Source organism: Erythrobacter sp. S259 (genome assembly GCF_057364965.1).
Genome location: NZ_CP200286.1, coordinates 2,580,933 through 2,601,192, shown reverse-complemented (window position 1 = coordinate 2,601,192; position 20,260 = coordinate 2,580,933). Strand labels below are relative to the sequence as shown.

General features: G+C 56.2%; 17 protein-coding genes. 9 read left to right on the top strand and 8 right to left on the bottom strand.

The window, feature by feature from the left end; genetic code table 11:
* Positions 1–8 precede the first annotated feature (8 nt).
* Entirely contained in the window at positions 9–2,270 is a 2,262-nt protein-coding gene (locus AC0V60_RS12235; protein WP_486178733.1) for an NADP-dependent malic enzyme, read from the top strand.
* Between the two features lie 46 nt (positions 2,271–2,316).
* Here AC0V60_RS12235 and trmB read toward each other — a convergent pair whose 3' ends face one another.
* Positions 2,317–3,021, bottom strand: a complete 705-nt coding sequence (trmB, locus tag AC0V60_RS12230; protein ID WP_486178732.1) for a tRNA (guanine(46)-N(7))-methyltransferase TrmB — start codon at positions 3,019–3,021, stop codon at positions 2,317–2,319.
* 95 nt (positions 3,022–3,116) lie between these two features.
* Here trmB and AC0V60_RS12225 point away from each other — a divergent pair, with 95 nt between their 5' ends.
* Positions 3,117–4,328, top strand: coding sequence for a mechanosensitive ion channel family protein (locus tag AC0V60_RS12225; protein ID WP_486178731.1), 1,212 nt, complete (start codon positions 3,117–3,119; stop codon positions 4,326–4,328).
* Positions 4,329–4,404: 76 nt separating this feature from the next.
* Here the strand turns inward: AC0V60_RS12225 and ctrA are convergent, their stop codons facing one another.
* The 4 genes from ctrA to AC0V60_RS12205 all read right to left on the bottom strand — a co-directional run bounded on the left by ctrA (position 4,405) and on the right by AC0V60_RS12205 (position 7,649).
* Entirely contained in the window at positions 4,405–5,100 is a 696-nt protein-coding gene (ctrA, locus tag AC0V60_RS12220) for a response regulator transcription factor CtrA (protein WP_247270830.1), read from the bottom strand.
* A gap of 339 nt (positions 5,101–5,439) precedes the next feature.
* Positions 5,440–6,132 (bottom strand): transglutaminase family protein, encoded by a 693-nt coding sequence (locus AC0V60_RS12215; RefSeq protein WP_486178730.1) that lies wholly within the window; start codon positions 6,130–6,132, stop codon positions 5,440–5,442.
* Positions 6,133–6,389: 257 nt separating this feature from the next.
* The gene (locus tag AC0V60_RS12210) at positions 6,390–6,923 is read right to left on the bottom strand and encodes a hypothetical protein (RefSeq protein ID WP_486178729.1); all 534 of its coding nucleotides are present in this window, start codon (positions 6,921–6,923) and stop codon (positions 6,390–6,392) included.
* A gap of 9 nt (positions 6,924–6,932) precedes the next feature.
* On the bottom strand, positions 6,933–7,649 hold the full coding sequence (locus AC0V60_RS12205; RefSeq protein ID WP_486178728.1) for an RHS repeat-associated core domain-containing protein: 717 nt from the start codon (positions 7,647–7,649) through the stop codon (positions 6,933–6,935).
* A 394-nt stretch (positions 7,650–8,043) separates the two neighbouring features.
* Here AC0V60_RS12205 and AC0V60_RS12200 point away from each other — a divergent pair, with 394 nt between their 5' ends.
* On the top strand, positions 8,044–10,473 hold the full coding sequence (locus AC0V60_RS12200) for a tetratricopeptide repeat protein (RefSeq protein WP_486178727.1): 2,430 nt from the start codon (positions 8,044–8,046) through the stop codon (positions 10,471–10,473).
* Positions 10,474–10,585: 112 nt separating this feature from the next.
* Here the strand turns inward: AC0V60_RS12200 and rpoN are convergent, their stop codons facing one another.
* Entirely contained in the window at positions 10,586–12,109 is a 1,524-nt protein-coding gene (rpoN, locus tag AC0V60_RS12195; RefSeq protein WP_486178726.1) for an RNA polymerase factor sigma-54, read from the bottom strand.
* An 11-nt stretch (positions 12,110–12,120) separates the two neighbouring features.
* A complete protein-coding gene (gene lptB, locus AC0V60_RS12190) occupies positions 12,121–12,906 on the bottom strand; it encodes an LPS export ABC transporter ATP-binding protein (protein WP_486179492.1) in 786 nt (261 codons plus the stop codon).
* 259 nt (positions 12,907–13,165) lie between these two features.
* On the opposite strand from lptB, the gene AC0V60_RS12185 reads away from it, so the two are divergent.
* Positions 13,166–13,543 (top strand): hypothetical protein, encoded by a 378-nt coding sequence (locus AC0V60_RS12185; RefSeq protein WP_486178725.1) that lies wholly within the window; start codon positions 13,166–13,168, stop codon positions 13,541–13,543.
* A 30-nt stretch (positions 13,544–13,573) separates the two neighbouring features.
* Here AC0V60_RS12185 and ppa read toward each other — a convergent pair whose 3' ends face one another.
* Positions 13,574–14,101 carry an inorganic diphosphatase gene (ppa, locus tag AC0V60_RS12180; protein ID WP_486178724.1) on the bottom strand — a complete coding sequence of 176 codons (528 nt, stop codon included), beginning with the start codon at positions 14,099–14,101 and terminating at the stop codon, positions 13,574–13,576.
* A 144-nt stretch (positions 14,102–14,245) separates the two neighbouring features.
* Between ppa and hisS the strand changes: the two genes are divergently transcribed.
* The 5 genes from hisS to lnt all read left to right on the top strand — a co-directional run bounded on the left by hisS (position 14,246) and on the right by lnt (position 20,179).
* Positions 14,246–15,610 carry a histidine--tRNA ligase gene (hisS, locus tag AC0V60_RS12175; protein ID WP_486178723.1) on the top strand — a complete coding sequence of 455 codons (1,365 nt, stop codon included), beginning with the start codon at positions 14,246–14,248 and terminating at the stop codon, positions 15,608–15,610.
* On the top strand, positions 15,607–16,674 hold the full coding sequence (gene prfA, locus AC0V60_RS12170) for a peptide chain release factor 1 (protein ID WP_486178722.1): 1,068 nt from the start codon (positions 15,607–15,609) through the stop codon (positions 16,672–16,674). The genes hisS and prfA overlap by 4 nt, the downstream gene beginning before the upstream one ends.
* 81 nt (positions 16,675–16,755) lie before the next feature.
* Complete coding sequence (gene prmC / locus AC0V60_RS12165; protein ID WP_486178721.1) at positions 16,756–17,580, top strand: peptide chain release factor N(5)-glutamine methyltransferase; 825 nt, start codon at positions 16,756–16,758, stop codon at positions 17,578–17,580.
* Between the two features lie 255 nt (positions 17,581–17,835).
* Positions 17,836–18,477: a DUF4167 domain-containing protein gene (locus tag AC0V60_RS12160; RefSeq protein ID WP_486178720.1), complete on the top strand. Its 642-nt coding sequence runs from the start codon at positions 17,836–17,838 to the stop codon at positions 18,475–18,477.
* A gap of 31 nt (positions 18,478–18,508) precedes the next feature.
* The gene (lnt, locus tag AC0V60_RS12155) at positions 18,509–20,179 is read left to right on the top strand and encodes an apolipoprotein N-acyltransferase (protein WP_486178719.1); all 1,671 of its coding nucleotides are present in this window, start codon (positions 18,509–18,511) and stop codon (positions 20,177–20,179) included.
* The last annotated feature ends 81 nt before the right edge of the window (positions 20,180–20,260 follow it).

Sequence of the window (20,260 nt, the reverse complement as noted above, 5' to 3'; positions counted from 1 at the left end):
GGGCCCACATGACAGACGAACCAAAGGGCGGCTTTACCAGCCGAGAGGCGCTTTTTTACCACGAGACTATCCGCCCAGGTAAGCTGGAGATCGTCGCGACCAAGCCGATGACCTCGCAGCGCGACCTGTCGCTTGCCTATTCCCCCGGTGTGGCGGTCCCCGTTGAGGCAATTGCCGCCGATCCAGCTTTGGCAACGCGCTATACCGCGAAAGCCAATCTTGTGGCGGTGATTTCCAACGGCACAGCCATTCTGGGCCTCGGCAATCTCGGCGCTCTGGCATCGAAGCCCGTGATGGAAGGCAAGGCGGTGTTGTTCAAACGCTTTGCCGATGTCGACTCGATTGATATTGAGCTCGCTACCGAAGACCCCCAAGCCTTTATCGAAGCGGTTGCTTTGATGGAGCCGAGCTTTGGCGGGATCAACCTTGAAGACATCAAAGCGCCCGAATGCTTCATCATCGAGGCAGCGCTTCGCGAACGCATGAACATTCCGATCATGCATGATGACCAGCATGGGACGGCGATTATCACCGCCGCGGGCCTTCTCAACGCGTGCTATCTTACCGACCGGGATATCAAGGATGTAAAGGTCGTCGTGAACGGGGCTGGTTCGGCTGCGATCGCGTGTACGGCTTTGATCAAGTCCATGGGTGTGGCCCAAGAAAATGTGATCATGTGTGACCGCAAAGGTCCGATCACAATTGGCCGCGATAATGTCGATCAATGGAAAAGCGCGCACGCAGTCGCTACTGATGCGACCTCGCTTGAAGAGGCGCTGGACGGCGCTGACATATTCTTGGGGCTGTCGGCTGCTGGCGCACTAAAGCCAGAATGGGTCGCCAAAATGGCCAAAAACCCGATCATCTTTGCGATGGCAAACCCAACACCGGAAATCATGCCGGATGAGGCGAAGGCTGTGCGTCCAGACGCCATTATCGCTACGGGACGCAGTGACTTTCCGAACCAGGTGAACAATGTGCTGGGCTTCCCCTTCATCTTCCGCGGCGCGCTTGATGTGCAGGCGACCACGATCAATGAAGAAATGAAAGTGGCTGCTGCCACCGCGATCGCTGAACTCGCCCGTAAGCAAGTGCCCGAAGAAGTGGCGAGCGCATATGGCAAAAACCAAAAGTTCGGCACCGACTACATCATCCCAGCACCGTTTGATCCGCGCCTAATCGAAGTGGTATCCTCTGCCGTCGCAAAAGCGGCGATGGACTCAGGCGTTGCGAAAACCACCATCGAAGACTTCGATGAGTATAAGCATGCGTTGAAGTCGCGCCTCAATCCGACAACTTCGGTGCTTACCGGCGTCTACAACGAAGCGCGCGCCAATCCCAAGCGGATGGTCTTTGCGGAGGCCGAGGAAGAAGTGGTGCTACGCGCTGCGATCCAGTTCCGCGACTTTGGCTATGGCACACCAATCCTCGTAGGCCGCACCAAAGCGGTGATGGACAAGCTCCACCAGCTTTCGGTCTCTGATCCGGGCAGCTTCGAGATACAAAACTCAGCCGACAGCGAGCACGTGCCCGCCATGGCGGATTACCTCTACAATCGCCTGCAACGCAAAGGCTATACCGAGCGCGACATTCGCCGGATGGTGAACCAAGAACGTAACGTTTTCGCGGCTCTTCTGGTGGCCCTGGGCCATGCTGACGGCATGATTTCCGGTCTCACACGCACCTATGCGCAGACCATGCGCGAGGTGAACCTGGTGCTTGATAAAAAAGAGGGCGCGCTTCCGTTTGGCATCCATATGATGATCGCCAAGAACCACACGACGTTTCTTGCCGACACCACGATCAACGAACGCCCAAGCGCAAGTGAACTCGCCTACATCGCCCGCGAAACAGCTGCTGTGGCCCGCCGCATGGGTCATGAACCGCGCGTCGCCTTCCTCTCATACTCAACCTTCGGCAATCCTTCGGGCCAATGGCTGAATGATATTCGCAAGGCGGTCGCGATCCTCGATGAGGAAGGTGCCGATTTTGAGTATGAAGGCGAAATGGCGCCTGATGCAGCGCTCAACCCGGCAGTGATGAAGCTGTACCCGTTCAGCCGCCTGTCTGGCCCTGCCAATGTGTTGGTGATGCCTGGCCTTCAATCGGCGAATTTGTCTGCGAAACTCTTGCGTGAGCGGGGCTCAAACACGACCGTTGGCCCGATGCTTTTGGGTATGGAGAAACCGGTTCAGATCGCCCCTATGACAGCGCTTGCACCCGACGTGCTGACCTTGGCCGTTCTGGCCAGCGCGGGAATTGTGGCCTAGAGATGTCGCCGTGCGCTCGTTTGCCACAGTGTAAGCGAGCGCCCTGCTAGCCTTTGCGCCGATACCTAAAATACCACACCTCGTGCTCAAACACGTTGCGCGCCTTGGTTTCGTAGCGTGTCTCGCACCAGCCTGAGGGGCGGTTTTGCCAGCTCTTTGGGTTCTCAGAGATCCATTCAAACTCGTCGGTGAAGCGCTGCATCACCATCATCGCATGGCGCACATAGACCGGGTGATCAGTCCCGAACCGGAATTCGCCGCCCGGTTTGAGCTTGTCCGCGATCATTTTCACCGGGCCATCGTTCATCATCCGGCGCTTGGCGTGCTTGTTCTTGGGCCATGGGTCGGGGTGAAGCAGGTACACCATCAAAAGCGAGCTATCAGGCACACGGCCCAGCACTTCCAAAGCATCGCCTGCATGAAGCCGCACATTGGAAAGCTTGCCTTCCTCTACATGGGTCAGCGCTTGGGCCACCCCGTTGATAAATGGTTCGGCCCCGATAAACCCGTGGTTGGGCAGCAGATCAGCGCGGTACGCAAGGTGTTCGCCTCCGCCAAAGCCGATCTCGAAATGCATCGGGCAATCCTCGCCAAACAGACGTTCAGCCGTAACAGGTCCTTCATCGGGTACAGCGATTTGCGGGAGCAGATCGTCAAACAGCCCTTGTTGCTTGGCACTTAGAGGTTTGCCAATGCTGCGGCCATACAGTCTGCTTAGCGTGGTCGGATCACCGTCTTTATATGCGCTCATGGGGGCGCTCGCTAACGGGCAAGAGACACAGTTGTCCAGTCCTTATCGAAGGGGGCGCTTGAGGCACGCGGGGCTCTTCCTATATCGCAAGGCTTATGGAACAGCTCAGTGCCCTTTTCGCTAGCCAGCCCGTGTGGGTGCAAAGCATCATCGGTGTGACAGGGCTTCTTATCGCCTCGCTTGCGGTCAACTTCATTTTGAAAGACGTGATCCTGCGGGTGGCGAGCCCTTATTTCGATCAGAAGACCAAAACGATTGACGCCTCAGCCACTTGGTTCGCAACCGTCGCCCCGCTGCTTGTGGTGTCGAACGGGATAGGCCTTGTACCGGGCCTTCCGGAATGGGTCATTACGCTCATCGCCAATATCACACAGGCCATAATCGTCCTTTCCATCGCGATGGGTATCGTCAAGGCTCTCACTTACGCCAACGAGGTATACGAACGGCGGCCGCAATCCAGGAACAAGCCAATCAAAGGCTACCTTCAGGTGGTCAAGATCATCGTCCTATGCGGGGCGGCGATCGTTCTGATCTCGATTTTGATCAACGAATCCCCGCTGCTGCTCTTGAGCGGCTTGGGCGCGATCACCGCAGTTTTATTGTTGGTCTTCAAGGACACTATCCTGAGCCTCGTCGCCTCGGTTCAGCTGACCACCAATGATATGCTGCGCGTCGGTGATTGGATCGAAATGCCGGGCATGAACGCGGACGGCGATGTGATCGACATCTCGCTTCACACCGTGAAGGTGCAAAACTTTGACAAGACCATCACCACCATTCCCACACACCGGCTGGTCTCAGACAGTTTCCGCAATTGGCGCGGGATGAGTGAGAGCGGGGGGCGGCGGATCAAGCGGTCGCTGCAAATCGACCAGAATTCTGTGCGGTTCCTTTCCGATGATGAGGTGCTGGACCTCAAGAAATTCAAGATCCTCAAGCCCTATTTGGCGCAGCGCCGCGAGGAGCTGGAAGAATGGAATAAAAGCGAGCTTGGCCAGGACGATGCGCCTGTGAACGCGCGCCGGATGACGAATATCGGGACGCTGCGCGCCTACATCGCCGCCTATGTCAAATGGCACCCCCGGATCAGCGAGAACTTCACGCTTCTGGTCCGCCAGCTACCACCCGGCGCGCAGGGGCTGCCGATTGAGATCTATTGCTTCACCGACACCACCGACTGGAACACCTATGAGGGTATCCAGTCCGATATCTTCGATCACCTGATCGCAATCGTGCCCGAGTTCCACTTGAGCCTGTTCCAAGAACCCTCAGGAAGCGACTACGCCAAGGTCCTAGATCACCAATAGCGGTGTAAGAAATCAAAACGCCCGGAAGCTGGGAGGCTGCCGGGCGTTTCTCGCTGAACTTTGAAGGCGGCGAAGCTTACGCAGCTTCAGCATCCTCTTGTGGGTCACGAAGCACATAGCCGCGGCCCCAAACTGTTTCGATGTAGTTCTCACCGCCGCATGCGTGGCTGAGCTTCTTGCGCAGCTTGCAGATGAAGACGTCGATGATCTTCAATTCTGGCTCGTCCATTCCGCCATATAGGTGGTTGAGGAACATCTCTTTGGTAAGGGTCGTACCCTTGCGAAGCGAGAGAAGCTCGAGCATCGCATATTCTTTACCAGTGAGGTGCACACGGGCGCTATCAACTTCGACGGTTTTCGCATCGAGGTTAACCGCAAGCTTGCCGGTGCGGATGATCGATTGGCTGTGGCCTTTCGAGCGGCGCACAACAGCGTGAATACGCGCCACCAGCTCTTCGCGGTGGAAAGGCTTGGTCACATAATCGTCCGCGCCGAAACCGAAGGAGCGGATTTTGCTGTCCATCTCGGCAATGCCTGAGAGGATGAGAACCGGCGTTTGCACCTTGGCAACGCGCAGCTTCTTAAGCACGTCATAGCCGTGCATGTCAGGCAGGTTCAGATCGAGCAGGATGATGTCATAATCATACAGCTTACCCAGATCGAGGCCCTCTTCGCCCAAATCGGTTGAGTAGACATTAAAGCCTTCTGTTGTGAGCATAAGCTCGATGGCTTTTGCCGTTGTTGGCTCGTCTTCAATCAACAACACTCGCATTTCAGGTCCCCTAGTTGCCCCATCGGCTGGACGGAAAGGTGTTTGGTAACGTCTCGCTAAGAGATGTTGCCCTCTATTAACCACACAAGTTCTGAACGGAAAAGGTTAATTATGCGTAAACCCAGCAATTCCGGCGAGTCGCAGGGGTTATACGTAGTGTTGGGGCGGCGGGTGCTCGGGCCGTTTGAGACACTGTCCAAGGGGCGAAAACCTTCTCCGGCGAAATGGGGTGGTGAGGCGCGTTAGGATTGACGAAGAAAGGGTTACGATCATGAGTGCGCCAAAGCCTTTTAGCGGTGCTGTAGGAAAAGGTCTTGGCCTATTGCAAGCTGATCACCATTATTGCGCTACTGGTGTCCAGCCCCACGCCTCCGCTTGCTTGAAAGCTGCGGCGTTCTGACTTGCGAGCATCTGAAAGCGCGGCCGCAAAGCGGGCGGGATCGTCCGCGGGTTCGGAAATCGCTCGATAAACTCGGTGCGGAGCAGCTCACCATGCGCAGAGCCGCGTGTCAGTATGGCGTGAACATCAGTGGGATAATATTCGAGAAGCATGTCTGCGACTGCGATAGCCTCATCATAGCGGCCTTGGCTCATAAGCCATTCGGTGACCGTGCTGGCTATCACAGCAATGCTCTCCCGCTTGGTCAGCACTCCGAGATAGATTCCGCTATCAACCTGCGCCTGTGTGAGGCCCATCTGCTCGAAATACTCAGCTTCGCGGGCGGGATGGCCTCCGTTCGTGGACTCAATGGCAATGCTGCGCCCGTTGGTCGGGTTTGTGTAGCGCATGAACACATGAAGCGGTGCGGTCGATAGCGAGACGTTCAACCCTAGCCTTTCAGCAACGATAAGCTGAAGGATCGGCATTGAGACGCAGTTGCCGCGCCGTGAGTTGAGATAGGTGGAGAGGAGCTTATTGCGCAGGTCTTGGCCATAGGGGTCGTTATGGTCGTAAACGAACGGCTTGTTCGCATTCCATGCACCGGCTTCATGAATGACCTGTCCTATTGCTTTGAGTTTGTCCGCGTCCACTGCCGTTAGCCGCTATGCGTGTCGCGGCACTGGCGAGTTGGTTAATCTCAGCTGTAACGGCTGCCTCGTCCATTTCTGGGGCGATGAGGCGGTCAAAGGTCAGTTTCGTCCGCTCGTAGTTCAATTCGCTATCAGGTGCAGCTAAGACGGCGCGGATGGTATCAGCAGGGGATTGAGCAAACGCTGAGATCGAAAATATACTAGTGATGAAAATTGCTGCGCACCCGAAAGCCTTGAGAAATCTCCTACCTTGGTTCTTAGGACGATGGAGGAAACAGGCCAGTCGGCGTATCGAGAAAGTAAAGTGAGGAATCGCAGACTTCACAGAAAATCTGGAACCGTTCCACCCCTCGCTTTCCATACAGGAAACTCGTCTTTTGGTCCTCGCCCGAGCACTCAATCAGATATCTGAACTCACCGGATCGACTCCCTATAAACTGGCATGTGACCCCAGCATGTGCATATTCGCCACGCAGCTTGCCTTGCGGTTCGATCTCTCCCTTCGGCACAACGATATCCACGAAGCCTTTTGTGCAAAAGAAATTCTCATCTCCGCATTGGATTTGCTCTCCTCCAATATCGGTAGCTTCGTAACGAGTTTCAGGATCATCACTCAAGACACCATAAGAATAGGATTCTACATCCAGTTCAAACAAAGCTACTTCTTGCGCGATTTCTGATACATATGCGACTTGACCACCGAGCACAGTCGCGTCTTGACTATTGGGTTCATTGGCTTGGCAGCCTATCACTGATGGAATAGCAGCGAGTAAAATTGCCCAAGCTCTCATGTTGAAGGCCTACCTACCCAGAAGCCTTCGCGCTTCTCGACCATAATGTCCCTGATGCCGATTTCCCCACGCTTGCCCTCTGAACATTCTGTTGCGCACATCGTTTCGACCAAAAGGTTCAACGAAAGCGGCCTCTGCTTCTGTCAGGTGCATTCCTTCATGAGCGAAGGTTTCTTGCCTTCCAGAGTCGCTTTTCTGGAAGAGCTTTCTGAAGACGGTAATGGTTTGAGAGCCATCAGACCTTCGACGACCCGGACCTCCGACTGCATTAGCAAAGGCTCGCCTTTTGCGTGGTTGATCCGTACTTGGTGGTCTTGCGACAACTTCCGCATCAATCAGCCGCTGGCCTACGTCTCCAGCGCTAAATGTAGAAGTCACCTCTTCGCCGACCAATGTCATGGTTACAGGAACTTCTCTATCGGGATTGCTCATCAACTCGTTGACTGCTGTTTTATATGCGGAATTGATTTCAGCCACCCCATCATCTGATAAGTCCCCTATATCATAAGGAGAGCATGAGTAACCCTCACCGCTTTCAGCCGTCACGCATTTTAAGCCAGTCGGGTCGATACCATTGATTGGATCGTTACCGACATAGGCATATAGATTATATTGGTCTTCATATCCTATTGGATCAGTTTGCAAAAACCTCGCCTGTGCTGGCGAGGCGGTGACGGCCGTTAGAGCGATAGCCGCTGCTGCGGTGGTGAAAATCGGCTTCTGCAAGACTCGTCTCCCCTGATGTTGGGAACAGATCTAACACATTGGCAAGTAAAAACTATTGCGAATATTGCTTGCGGGGTCTCATTGCCGACCCCGCACCCCGCTAGGATATTTGAGGAACGAATTTGTGATTTGGTATTGTTTTGCATGCCGGACAGGCTGGGAAGCCGATGGCCGCGCACGAACCCCTCAAAGCCCCGCCATCTTCTTCGCCCTTCGCCTCTAAGCACTCGATCCCACCCCGCACTTGGCCTATTCCATCCGCAGGCAATGAGATGGGATTGGCAAAGCTGATTGACGAAACCGGCTTTCAATCCAAACTCTTTACTGTAATTGGAGGCATGTTGAAGGAGCTTGCTGAGAAATCTGGACCCGCATACTCATCTTGACTTTGCTCTTGGCTGGTACCGCATTGTTGGCTCCGCGCGGTCTCGCGCAACCGGATATGGGAAACGCGGAGAATGCTTGCAGCCGCCTGCTAGAACCTTTGTCCAGTAAAGCGCGGCGCGATCAAGCCTTAATTACTGCTTGCATCAGACAGATACCCGCACTGGAAAGGGCGGAGCAATTGCGGTTTGCCAAGCGTTACGCGCGATTTGGGTACACCTTCATCGACAAAGGCGCTCGCGAGAAGCTTAAAGGGAAGGTCTCCAGCAAGGCTCTGCTGCGACTGGGTACAGCGTCCATTTGGCAGGAAGCCAAAGACAATGTCGATGGCGTCCAGGATGAGGTGCGTAGTCTAGCTAGACAGGCTGAGGCGCAAAACGACACTATTGCCATCGCAAATATTCGCCGAGCGCAAGCCTATGTTGCCATGCATGACAGCGATGATGATTACATGAAGGAATTGCTTGAGCAGGGCCTTTCCCTCGCAAAGGCGGAAAAACTGCAAGGTCCTCAGTCGGGCATTCTCTCTCTTCTCGGAGTGCATGCATATCGACAAGGAGATGAACAGCGGGCTTTGGAGTTAAATCATCAATCGTTCAACGGATACATGACGGCTGGTTGGCCTGCGGCAGCTTCACTGCCATGTGAGAACATTGGTTTGCTGATGCCGCTACTCGAAGATGCATCTGAAGAGAGCATTGTCGCTGAGATTGCGGAAGCGAAGAGAACGAACAGTCCTGTTCAGGCTTGCCTCAACTTGGCCGCCTCTCAAATCGTCAAATTCCGCGAAGATGACCGTGTCGCTTATCTCAGGAGGTCGCTCGATCAGGCGCGTACACAACAGTTCATAACGATGGAAGCTAGGCTGCTCGACAAGTTGGGTGACAATGCGGTGGACGCGCTCGATTATGGACAAGCACTTGAATATTATGAGAAAGCTCTGGCTTTTAACGAAGAGTATGGCCAGCATGCCTTGAGGCCCCCTTCCTACAGCCGGATTGGCATCGTCTACTACAACTTGGGTGATGGTGACCGCGCAATCGAGTATTATGAAACCGGTCTCGAAATTCTGGAGAAGTATGACCCGACAGACATGTCGATCAAAGGCACTTTGCTTGCCAATATTGGCGAAGCGCATGTCAAAGAGGGTAGGACTGAAGAGGCGATTTATTTTCTGGAACTCGGCAAAGAGGTCTACGCCAAATCTGGTCAGCAACGCAGTCTGGCCTTTCTCGACCGGCGCCACGCCGAGGCTTTGTACACCCTGGGTCATCCCAAGAAGGCTTTGAGTATGGCCGAAAAGTCGGCTCGGGACTTCTTGGCGAGTGGGCTTGATATCGAGGCGGGAGCAACGCTGAGTTGGCTTGCTGCGCGGTATCTGGAGATGGATGATTTCGATAAAGCGGAGAACACCCTTAAGCGCGCACAGCAGCTCGTCGACCCCGACAATCGCGGCGCCCCCTATCTGCTAACACTGGAAACAAGCACTTTTTGGCGGATGGACTATGCCAGAGGCATGGCGCAAATGCTGGCCCGGCTCGGAAAGGCAGACGAGGCTTGGCAATATTCCGAAATGGCTTTGAAATTGAGCGAACAACGGTTTGAGTCAGACAAGTTGGAAAGCCTTGCCAACGCGGATGTTTTGATCAAATTGCGCGATCGTGACCGGGATATGGAGCTCATGCGTCAAGAGGCGCTCGTTTCGAGTCTTCAATTGGATAAGTCTCGAAGCCGAATGATCCTGAGCGCTCTGGCCGCTGTCGTTGCCCTGCTGCTTTCCTTACTGCTGTTCTGGTTTTATCGTACGCAGCGCAAACTGGCTCACACGAAAGGCGTGTTTCTCTCTGAGATTCATCATCGGACTCAAAATAACCTGCAGGTTCTCTCTAGCCTTCTGAGCCTGGATGCACGCCGCAGTCGCGATGCCGGAAGGGGCAAAGTTGCGACACAGGATGCGGCCAATCGTGCTCGAACGATGGCCCTAGTTCATGACCACATCTATCATCACTCGCTGGGTGAGGACCGCCAAACCGATTTAAATGCCTTTCTGAAGGATTTACTCAAGCTTCTGGAAGAGAGCCTTGGCCGCGAGGAAGTTCTGCTCACTGGCGAGTTTAGCGCACCTCCAGTTGATGTTGATCGTGTAACCCCGCTGGGATTGATTGTTGCCGAACTGGTTACGAATGCCTTCAAGTACGCCTTTGATGAGCAGGGGGGTACGATCAATGTCATTTTGAGCAGTGACAATGGCAAGGTAGTGCTAATTGTCGAGGATGACGGGGCGGGGTTTGATAAAGAAGAAGCGATGAGCAACTCTGGATCGCTCGGCATGTCTTTGGTCGACGACCTAGCGTCTCAGGTTGAGGCGACCACCGAAGCAACCAGTAATGAGACCGGAACCCGCTGGAAACTGACCCTGGATCCCCGACCTGACCACTGATCAAGACAGTTCGAATAGGCAGAAGGTAATCCGAAAATGATGTCTACGCCCCCGGACTGGATAGTCCGCAACTGGGTCGAGAGCGGAATGGCCGCTTCCGCGCACGAACCCCTCAAAGCCCCGCCAGCTTCTTCGCCCTCCGCCTCTCAGCACTCGACCCCACCCCAATCGCCTCGCGGTACTTCGCAACCGTCCGGCGCGCCAGGCCGAAGCCTTCTTCGTTCAGCAGGTCTGCGAGTTTTTGGTCAGAGAGCACCTTCTTGGGGTCCTCGGCATCGGTCAGCGCTTTGATGCGTGCCTTGATCGCTTCAGAGGATGCGCCCTCACCGTCGGAGGATGAAACTCCGCTGGTGAAGAAGTATTTGAGCTCAAATGTGCCCCGGTCGCAGTGAAGGTACTTATTACTCGTCACCCGGCTGACCGTGCTTTCGTGCATGTCGATTTGCTCGGCGACTTCGCGTAAAGTCAGCGGGCGCAGCTCAGACACCCCTCGCCGGAAGAACCCGTCCTGCTGCTTCACGATCTCAGCTGCGGTTTTAAGGATCGTCTTTTGCCTTTGGTCGAGCGCGCGGATCAGCCAGTGCGCATCGGCCAGCTTTTCCTTGAGCCACCCTTGCGTTTCAGAGTCCGCGCTGTTGCTCTCACCGCCAAGTTCCACATAATAATCGCGATTCACAATCAGGCGCGGGAGCGTGTCTTCGTTAAGCTGGATCTCCCAGCCCCCGTCATCTTTTGAACCCAGCATCACATCAGGAACCACCGCTTCGCCCGCAGATGAAGCAAAGGCGAGGCCGGGTTTTGGGTCATACTGCCGGATTTCGCTCAGCATATCGGCAAAATCTTCATCATCGACGCGGGCAAGGCGCTTGAGCCGTGCAACCTCGCCTTTGCCCAGCAGTTCAAGATTGGCGAGCAGGGTGGCCATTGCAGGGTCGTAGCGATCCGCTTCCTTGGCTTGAAGGGTAAGACACTCGCCAAGGTCGCGCGCACCAACGCCGGTGGGATCGCACATTTGAACCACTTCCAGTGCATCTTCCGCGCAGTCCATATCGACCCCAAGGTCATAGGCGACATCGCGCAAAGGCATGGTCAAATATCCGGTGTCATCAAGAAGCCCAGCAATATGGCGCGCGGCAAACTCCTCTTTGGGGTTGCAGGCGAGCCCGCCGATCTGGACATCAAGATGCTCGGCGAGGGTGAGCTCTGCGGCTTTGGTCGCCTCGATCCCCGGCATATCGTCAAGTCCGCCGCCTGCTCCGCCCGCCGCGCCCCATTCGGCATCAGCATGGCCACCAGATGGCCCCGCGCCCCCAATACTCGCCTCGCCGGTGTCACGGTCCCGGTCCAGCGCGCCGGCATCAATATCGAGCGGTGCCTCGCTCTCGCCTTGGCCCTGCGCCATCAATTGGTCGGCAGTGAACTCCTCGCGCGGGATGTCATCAGGTTCGCTGGACGGTGCGGCATCATCCGCTGAAACCGCGCCGCTTTCGAGCAGCGGATTGCTTTCCAGCGCATCACCGATGAAGGTTTCAATTTCAAGGTTTGAGGCTGCCAGCAGCTTGATCGCCTGCTGGAGCTGGGGCGTCATCACCAGCTGCTGCGATTGGCGTAAGTCGAGGCGGGGGCCTAATGCCATCTTCGGGCGGTCTAAAGCGTAAAGCTTTCCCCGAGATAAAGCCGCTTCACATTCTCGTCTGCTACCAGCGCCTGCGGGGTGCCCGCAAACAGCACTTGGCCGCCATATATGATGCAGGCCCGGTCCACGATATCCAAAGTCTCGCGCACATTGTGATCGGTGATAAGCACGCCGATCCCGCGTCCTTTCAAATCTTTCACAAGGTCGCGAATGTCGCTGATCGAAAGGGGGTCGATCCCAGCGAAAGGCTCATCCAGCAGCATGATCGAAGGCTTTGCTGCCAGCGCGCGTGCAATCTCGCACCGCCGCCGCTCACCGCCCGATAGCGCCATGGCTGGGCTTGTACGAAGGCGGGTGAGGCCAAATTCTTCGAGCAAACGCTCCAATTCCTGCGCCCGCGTCGCGGCATCGGGCTCCACCATCTCCAGAACGCAGTTGATATTCTGCTCCACCGTCATCCCGCGAAAAATGCTGGTTTCCTGGGGCAGATAGCCAAGTCCAAGGATCGCGCGCCGGTACATGGGCAGGTTGGTGACGTCTTCGCCGTCCATCAAGATACGGCCAGAATCAGGCTTCACCAGACCCATGATCGAATAAAAGCAGGTGGTTTTACCAGCGCCATTGGGGCCAAGCAGACCCAAGACTTCGCCCTTCGCTACGGTAAGAGAGATATCGGTTAGAACCGCGCGCTTGTCATAGCTCTTGGCAATCGAAATGACCTCAAGCCCGCCTTCAGGCATGGGCGCTGTGGCATCTGCGCTGCTCTCGCCAGCAGCATTTGCTGTCTCGTCGATCATCGAAGTCTCGCTCATATGATTCTCATGTAGCACTGTCTCTTTCACAAGAAAGGGTCAGTTGATGCATTTTGGCAGGATTTTTGCTTAAACCCAAATTAGTGATCAAGCCGGCTGTGAGAAGCCCCCGTTTTTGCAGGCTTTTTTCGGCAAGCTCGAGCAGGCATTTACCGAATATTTCAATGTGGTTACTGTGCTTGCAACATTGCGTACTCTTTGAGATACTCTCGCTTGAGAGAAGATGCCGTTGGGGAACGCAACTATGAAAGAGCTGATGAACAGCCACCAGGTCGCACAGGACGCTGATACGAATACGCGCGACTGGCGCAAACGGATGAGCGATCATGTCGCTTACGCCCTTTTGGTCTACACAGGCCTTCAGATTTTTATGACCGTCAAAGCGCTTAGTAACGGCGTGTCGTCAATCCTGCCTTATGTAGCGCTCGTCATTTTGGTCGCTGCGATCATTCCGGCCTGCCGCTGGTTCGAGCGACGCTGGACAGGAATGCCGGATGAGGACGCTTTTGATCCTGCTTTGGCCAGCGCATTTCGCCGCGACGCAGTGATGCTCTGGGCATTAGCGATCGGCCTGCCGCTTATCCTCACAGGAATTTGCAAAGCCATCTTCGCGGTCATCTAAACGGCAACCGCGAATTCGCGAGGGCGAGCGTTACGCTTTTGCGCGTTCAATGGCCTCGGTAACGACCTCGCGCGCCTCAGCGGCATCGCCCCACTTGCCGATCCGAACCCACTTTTCAGCTTCCAGATCCTTATAGTGGGTGAAGAAGTGCTCGATCTGTTGCAGGATGATCGAGGGCAGATCTTTGGTCTCACCCACATCTGAATAATATGGGAATGTCGAGTTGATGGGCACGCAAATGAGCTTCTCATCGCCCCCGTGTTCGTCTTCAAGATTAAGCACCCCGATCGGCCGCGATTTCACGACACAGCCAGGAATAAAGGGCGAGCGTGCAATCACCAACGCGTCTAATGGGTCGCCGTCGGGTGACAGCGTGTGCGGCACAAAGCCGTAGTTTGCAGGATAGCGCATCGGGGTATGCAAGATGCGATCGACGAAAAGCGCACCGCTGCTTTTATCGAACTCGTATTTGACCGGTTCACCGCCGGTGGGCACTTCGATGACGACATTAAGGCTCTCGGGAGGATTGTCCCCTGTGGGGATCATGTCGATACGCATATGAGGCTTCCTGATGATAGTTTGTTGCGCGGTTTATATCGGCCCCTCTCCCAAAAGGCTTAACAGCGCGCCCTCTAGCGGCCTTCTTAGGATTGCGAAACCCCTTCCTTAGTCGTAATCGCGCCTCAACGAGCCAGGAACATTATGAGCAAGAACACACCAAAAGCCATTCGCGGCACCCAGGATATTTTCGGACCCGACGCGGAGGCCTTCGCCTTTGTGGTCGAGACCTTTGAGCGTGTGAGGAAACTCTATCGCTTCAGGCGGGCGGAAATGCCGGTGTTTGAGAAGACCGAAGTGTTCAGCCGCGCGATTGGCGAGACCACCGATGTGGTGTCGAAAGAGATGTATTCGTTTGAGGATCGCGGCGGGGATTCGCTCACGCTGCGTCCTGAGTTTACTGCCGGAATTGCCCGCGCCTACCTCACCAATGGCTGGCAGCAACACGCGCCCTTAAAGCTTGCAACGCATGGGCCTTTGTTTCGGTATGAGCGCCCACAAAAAGGCCGTTATCGCCAATTCCACCAGATTGATGCCGAGATATTGGGCGCGGGCGAACCGCAGGCCGATGTCGAGCTGCTTGCGATGGCCGATCAGCTTTTGAAGGAGCTTGGGATAGAGGGCGTGACCTTGCATCTCAACACACTTGGTGATGCGGCGAGCCGCGATGCCTGGCGCGCGGGGTTGATCGAGTATTTTGGGGCGGTTTCGGGTGAATTGTCTGAGGATTCGCGGGAGCGCCTCCACAAAAACCCACTGCGCATTCTCGACAGTAAGGACCCGCGTGACCGGGCCTTTGTGGCCGATGCGCCCAAGATTGATCAGTTTTTGTCCGATGAGGCGCTCGCGTTTTTTGAGAGCGTGACCAGCGGCCTTGATGCGGCAGGCGTTAAATGGGAGCGAGCCGAAAGCCTTGTTCGGGGCCTCGACTATTACCGTCACACGGCCTTTGAGTTCATTCCGGATGAGGGCTCTGCGGCGGCCGGCGCTTTGGGCTCGCAATCGACCGTGCTTGGCGGTGGGCGCTATGATGGCTTGATGGAGAGCCTTGGCGGTGCGGCGACACCGGCGGTAGGTTGGGCAGCAGGTATTGAGCGGTTGGCTATGTTGGTGGGGGAGGCGGCTATGCCGCCAGTTCTGGATGCGGCCATAATTCCAATGGGCGATGCCGCAAATGAACGAGCTATGGGCCTCGCCTCATATTTGCGGTTGAGTGGGGTATCCGTCGATGTCGGGTTTCGTGGTAATGTTAAGAAGCGAATGAATCGAGCTAATGATTCTGGCGCGTTCTTTGCCCTAATCCTCGGAGACGAAGAGATTCGGGATAGGCGTGTTGCGATCAAAAATCTCCGTACGGGTGAGCAGTTTGATTCTTCGTTTGAAGATGTTGACCTTAACTTGCTTGAAGCCATCGAAAAGGAAAACTTTGAAAGGGTGGCTGAGCAGATAAAAGAGGACGGTGGTTTTCTCGCAAATGGGACGGTGAGCCATCCGTTTCTCAGCCAATGAACATCCCCCAAGAACGCCTTGACCAGATCGCCCACCGCTTTGCTGAACTTGAAGCGCGCATGGCCTCCGGCACACTCGAAGGCGACGCTTTTGTTCAAGCCAGCCGCGATTACGCAGAGCTTGACCCTGTGGCCAAGGTCGCCGCCGAAGTCACCGCGATGCGCGAGGAAATCGCAGGGCTCGAAGAGATGCTCGCCGACCCTGAAATGAAGGACATGGCACAGGAGGAATTGGCCGCAATCAATGAGGCTTTACCTGACAAAGAGCGCGCGCTGGCCATTGCGCTTCTCCCGCGCGACCGGGCGGACTCCAAACCCGCTATGCTCGAAATCCGCGCTGGCACGGGCGGTGATGAGGCGGCGCTGTTCGCGGGCGACCTTTTCCGCATGTATGAGAAATTCGCAGGCGAGCAGGGATGGAGGGTCGAGCCTGTCTCCATGAACGCCTCGGAAGTCGGCGGCTTCAAAGAGATCGTCGCCAACGTCACGGGACAAGGCGTGTTCGCCAAGCTCAAGTTTGAAAGCGGCGTCCACCGGGTGCAGCGCGTGCCCGTCACCGAAAGCGGAGGGCGCATTCACACCTCAGCGGCGACTGTCGCAGTGCTTCCCGAACCCGATGAAGTCGATGTGCAGATTGATCCGGGCGACCTCAAAATCGACACCTATCGCGCTTCGGGTGCGGGCGGTCAGCATGTCAACACCACCGATTCGGCCATCCGCATCACCCACGAGCCAACCGGCCTCGTGGTGACCTGCCAAGACGGGCGCAGCCAGCACAAGAACAAGGAAAAGGCGATGCAGGTCCTGCGCGCACGGCTTTTCGAAGCGCAGCGCGATGCGGCGCAAGGTGCAGAGGCCGAAGCGCGCAAAGCGATGGTGGGTTCTGGCGACCGCTCCGAGCGCATCCGCACCTATAATTTCCCGCAAGGCCGCGTGACCGATCACCGGATTGGGCTGACTTTGCACAAACTCGAAGAGGTGCTGGCGGGCACGGGGCTTGATGAATTGGTGAGCGCGCTGATTGCAGAAGACGAAGCCAAGCGGCTGGCGGCGCTTGCGGAGTAATTCGCATCCCAACCCCGTTTGCCCTGAGCTTGTCGAAGGGCGCGCACGTGCTTCGACAAGCTCAGCACGAACGGAGAACGTATGATTGTTTCAGAGGCCATTCGCGCCGCCACCGCAAAGCTTGAAGCCACGAGTGATACCGCGCGCCTCGATGCCGAATTGCTGATGGCGCATGCGCTTGGGGTGAGTCGCTCGGAGATGCTTTTGCGGCATATGGCTAACCCTCAACCATCGAGTTGCGAAGCGCTTGTTGATCGCCGGGCAGCACGCGAGCCAGTTTCGCACATTACCGGAACGCAAGAATTCTATGGGCGCGGGTTTAAGGTCACGCCTGATGTTCTTATCCCGCGCGGCGATAGCGAGACGCTAATCGAGGCGGGCCTTGATCTTGCTTCTCAAGCAAAGCGCGTCCTCGACCTTGGAACTGGCACGGGCGCGCTTTTGATTACCGCCTTGCTGGAGTTGGACGCGGCAACCGGGCTCGCGGTGGATTGTTCGCGTGAGGCGCTTAAGGTGGCTGAAGAAAACGCACGCGCGCTCGGATTGGATGAGCACCGCGCGCACTTTGCCCTAAGCGATTGGACAAAACCGGGCTGGGCCGATGGTCTGGGACAGTTTGACCTCATCGTTTGCAACCCGCCCTATGTCGAAGAGGCCGCCGTGCTTGAGCCAGATGTGCGCGAATATGAACCGGCCTCGGCGCTTTTTGCAGGGCCAGAGGGCCTCGACGATTACCGCATATTGATCCCGCAACTGCGCGCAATAATGACCGATGGCGCAATCGCTATTCTCGAGATTGGTCACACTCAAGCTGATGCGGTAACCACCATCGCGCAAACCCAAGGCTTCGAGGTATCCTTGCGCAATGACCTTGCAGGACGAGCGCGCGCGCTAATCCTTCGTTGACGAAAAAGTCATAAGGGCTTGGCAAAAGCATCAAGGCTCGTTAGCTATTGAGTCGGAACACCGCTTTGCGAAGATACGCGAAACGCTGAACCAAGCTCCTAATTCCATGTTGAACGGCCTTACTGGGGGCGAACCCAAAGGTCAGGCAACCCGGGCTAGAAGCGTGCTGCATATGCGGCACAAAGACAAAAGGTCTATGGGCCAAAGGTGCCTGGCTTCTGAAAGACGCCAAGGTCGGTAACAGGAAGATTTTCCTTGAATAACAATCGTAATAACAATCGTCGCCGCGGACGCGGTAATCGCAACAATCAAGGCGGCGGCAATAACCAAAACCGGATCGACAGCCGCGCGCGGGGCAATGCGCCTCAGCTGCTCGACAAGTATAAAAAGCTTGCCCAGGACGCGCAGCACAATGGCGATAGGGTTCAGGCAGAGTATTACCTCCAATTTGCCGATCATTATTTCCGTGTGATTGCCGACAACAAAGCGCGCCAGGACGAAGCGCGTGCGAAACGCAATGAAGAGCGCGGCGGTTCAGGTGAAGAGGGCGATGAGGACGAAGGGGACACCCGCCGCCGGAACAATCGCCGGGGCCGTTCACGCCGCGATGCGCAAGAAGGCGATGTGCAAGAAGACGCCTCGGCCGATCAGGGCGATGCAGGCGTCGAGGGCGAGCCGGCTGGGCAGGATGAAGAAAACGCTAAGCCTAAGCCCAAGCGCCGGGCGCGCAAGCCCAAGGACGATGCGAAAGCTGATACTGGCGATGAAGCGCCGAAACGGCGCACCCGCCGCAAGAAGACTGATGATGCAGGCGATGCCGCTGAATTTGATTCCTCGGTTCTGCCTCCTGCAATCAGTGCTTCATCCGGCGATGATGATCTCGAAGCGGTCGGATAATCCTCCGATTTTCCTGTAGGATCACGAGGTGATGTCTCAGCAGGCGGAGAATGATACGCATGGTGGCCAAGAGGGGGCGGCCACTCGCACGATAACCCGCGTGCGTGAATTTTCGCAAAAGTGGCCGGGGCTCACCTCGGGGCTTTTGGGGCTTGTCACAGCACTTGGCTTTCCTCCTATTCATGCCTGGTGGATCGCGCTCCCGGCGTTGGCGCTTTGGGTGGCTCATTTGCGCGGGGCGACCGGATGGCGGGGCGCGTTGTGGATCGGCTGGACCTTTGGCTGGGCGCATTTGACGCTAGCCAACAACTGGATCGCGACCGCCTTTACCTATCAAAGTGATATGCCTGAGATGCTGGGCTGGGCCGCGGTGCCGCTCTTGTGCATTTACTTGGCGGTGTATCCTGCGCTTGCAGCGCTTGTGACGCATTTGTTGGCGCGGCGCGGTGGTGCGCTGGCGTTTGGAGCGGTGTTAGCGGCGGCTTGGATTGTCACTGAATGGCTGCGGAGTTGGGTATTCACAGGCTATCCATGGCCACCTTTGGGGCTGATGCTGCTCGGGGGGTGGGAAGCCCAGGGCTGGGCAAGGCTTTTGCCATGGCTTGGAACCTATGCTCTTTCAGGTGTTACGATTTTGTTGGCGAGCTATCTTTTCGCGATGGTGAAGACAGCAAGACACAACGAACTTCATCGGGTGGCTTTGAACTTGATCGGCGTGTTTATCGTTGCAATCCCTATGTTTTGGGGTGCGAGCGCTGACAGGAAGACCGACATCAACTACACCCTCGTCCAGCCTCTCATCCTGCAAGAGGAGATCAACGACGGCTCCAAATTTGAGGAGCAGTTCCAGCGCATCGCGCGCCTCACACAAAAGAACTCCGATCAATCGCGCCTCGTCCTTTGGCCCGAAAGCGCGGTCCCGGACTATCTCGAAGACGGCTATCCGCAGCGCTACTACACCCGCATGACGGCAGGCGCTGATCCTGACTTTGCGCGCCGCCGCATCGGCGTGGTGATTGGGCCGGAATCCACTCTTCTCACTGGAGTGGTGAACCTCAATATTGGACCCGGCACTGACGGCATCCCGCGTGCGCTTTCCGCTCGCAATTCGGTCATTGGTATGAACGGAGAGGGCGAGATCACCCACCATTATGCCAAGGAACACCTAGTGCCTTATGGCGAGTATTTGCCGCTTGAAAGCGTCCTTGGCGCGGTAGGCCTCTCGCGTCTGACGTCTGGTAGTATCCCCTATATCCCCGGCCCCGGTCCCGAAACGCTAGACCTTGGCGAGCACGGAAAAGCTGGCGTTCAAATCTGCTACGAGATTGTCTTTTCAGGCCAAGTCGTGGACCAAGCAAACCGCCCCGATTATCTTTTCAACCCCTCGAATGACGGCTGGTTTGGTTCATGGGGCCCGCCGCAACACCTTGCTCAGGCGCGGATGCGTGCAATTGAGGAGGGTATCCCCGTTCTTCGCTCTACCACCACCGGAATTAGCGCGGTGATCGATGCCAACGGAAATGTCGTTCAGCACATCGCGAGCGGCGAGGCGGCAGCGATTGAGGGTAAGATCCCCGAAGCCAAACCCCCAACGCTCTTTTCAAAGCTTGGCAACGCTCTTCCCTTGATGTGGGCTGCATTGCTGGCAGTTTTAGGCCTTGGGTTGCCAAGACTTCTTGCGCTGCGAGAGCGACGCAGCTAGAGCCTCACAGGTAGCACATAAAGATATCCTTATATCTCTAATTCAAGCGCCACCTCGGCGCAACCGGATCACAGGCTTTGG

Excerpts from the sequence above, each read along its gene's own strand:
- ppa (WP_486178724.1), bottom strand. The coding sequence starts at position 14,101 with ATGCGTATCGACATGATCCCCACAGGGGACAATCCTCCCGAGAGCCTT.
- ctrA (WP_247270830.1), bottom strand. The coding sequence starts at position 5,100 with ATGCGAGTGTTGTTGATTGAAGACGAGCCAACAACGGCAAAAGCCATC.
- AC0V60_RS12185 (WP_486178725.1), top strand. The coding sequence starts at position 13,166 with ATGAAAGAGCTGATGAACAGCCACCAGGTCGCACAGGACGCTGATACG.
- lptB (WP_486179492.1), bottom strand. The coding sequence starts at position 12,906 with ATGATCGACGAGACAGCAAATGCTGCTGGCGAGAGCAGCGCAGATGCC.
- rpoN (WP_486178726.1), bottom strand. The coding sequence starts at position 12,109 with ATGGCATTAGGCCCCCGCCTCGACTTACGCCAATCGCAGCAGCTGGTG.
- lnt (WP_486178719.1), top strand. The coding sequence starts at position 18,509 with ATGTCTCAGCAGGCGGAGAATGATACGCATGGTGGCCAAGAGGGGGCG.
- prfA (WP_486178722.1), top strand. The coding sequence starts at position 15,607 with ATGAACATCCCCCAAGAACGCCTTGACCAGATCGCCCACCGCTTTGCT.
- trmB (WP_486178732.1), bottom strand. The coding sequence starts at position 3,021 with ATGAGCGCATATAAAGACGGTGATCCGACCACGCTAAGCAGACTGTAT.
- AC0V60_RS12225 (WP_486178731.1), top strand. The coding sequence starts at position 3,117 with ATGGAACAGCTCAGTGCCCTTTTCGCTAGCCAGCCCGTGTGGGTGCAA.
- hisS (WP_486178723.1), top strand. The coding sequence starts at position 14,246 with ATGAGCAAGAACACACCAAAAGCCATTCGCGGCACCCAGGATATTTTC.
- prmC (WP_486178721.1), top strand. The coding sequence starts at position 16,756 with ATGATTGTTTCAGAGGCCATTCGCGCCGCCACCGCAAAGCTTGAAGCC.
- AC0V60_RS12210 (WP_486178729.1), bottom strand. The coding sequence starts at position 6,923 with ATGAGAGCTTGGGCAATTTTACTCGCTGCTATTCCATCAGTGATAGGC.
- AC0V60_RS12235 (WP_486178733.1), top strand. The coding sequence starts at position 9 with ATGACAGACGAACCAAAGGGCGGCTTTACCAGCCGAGAGGCGCTTTTT.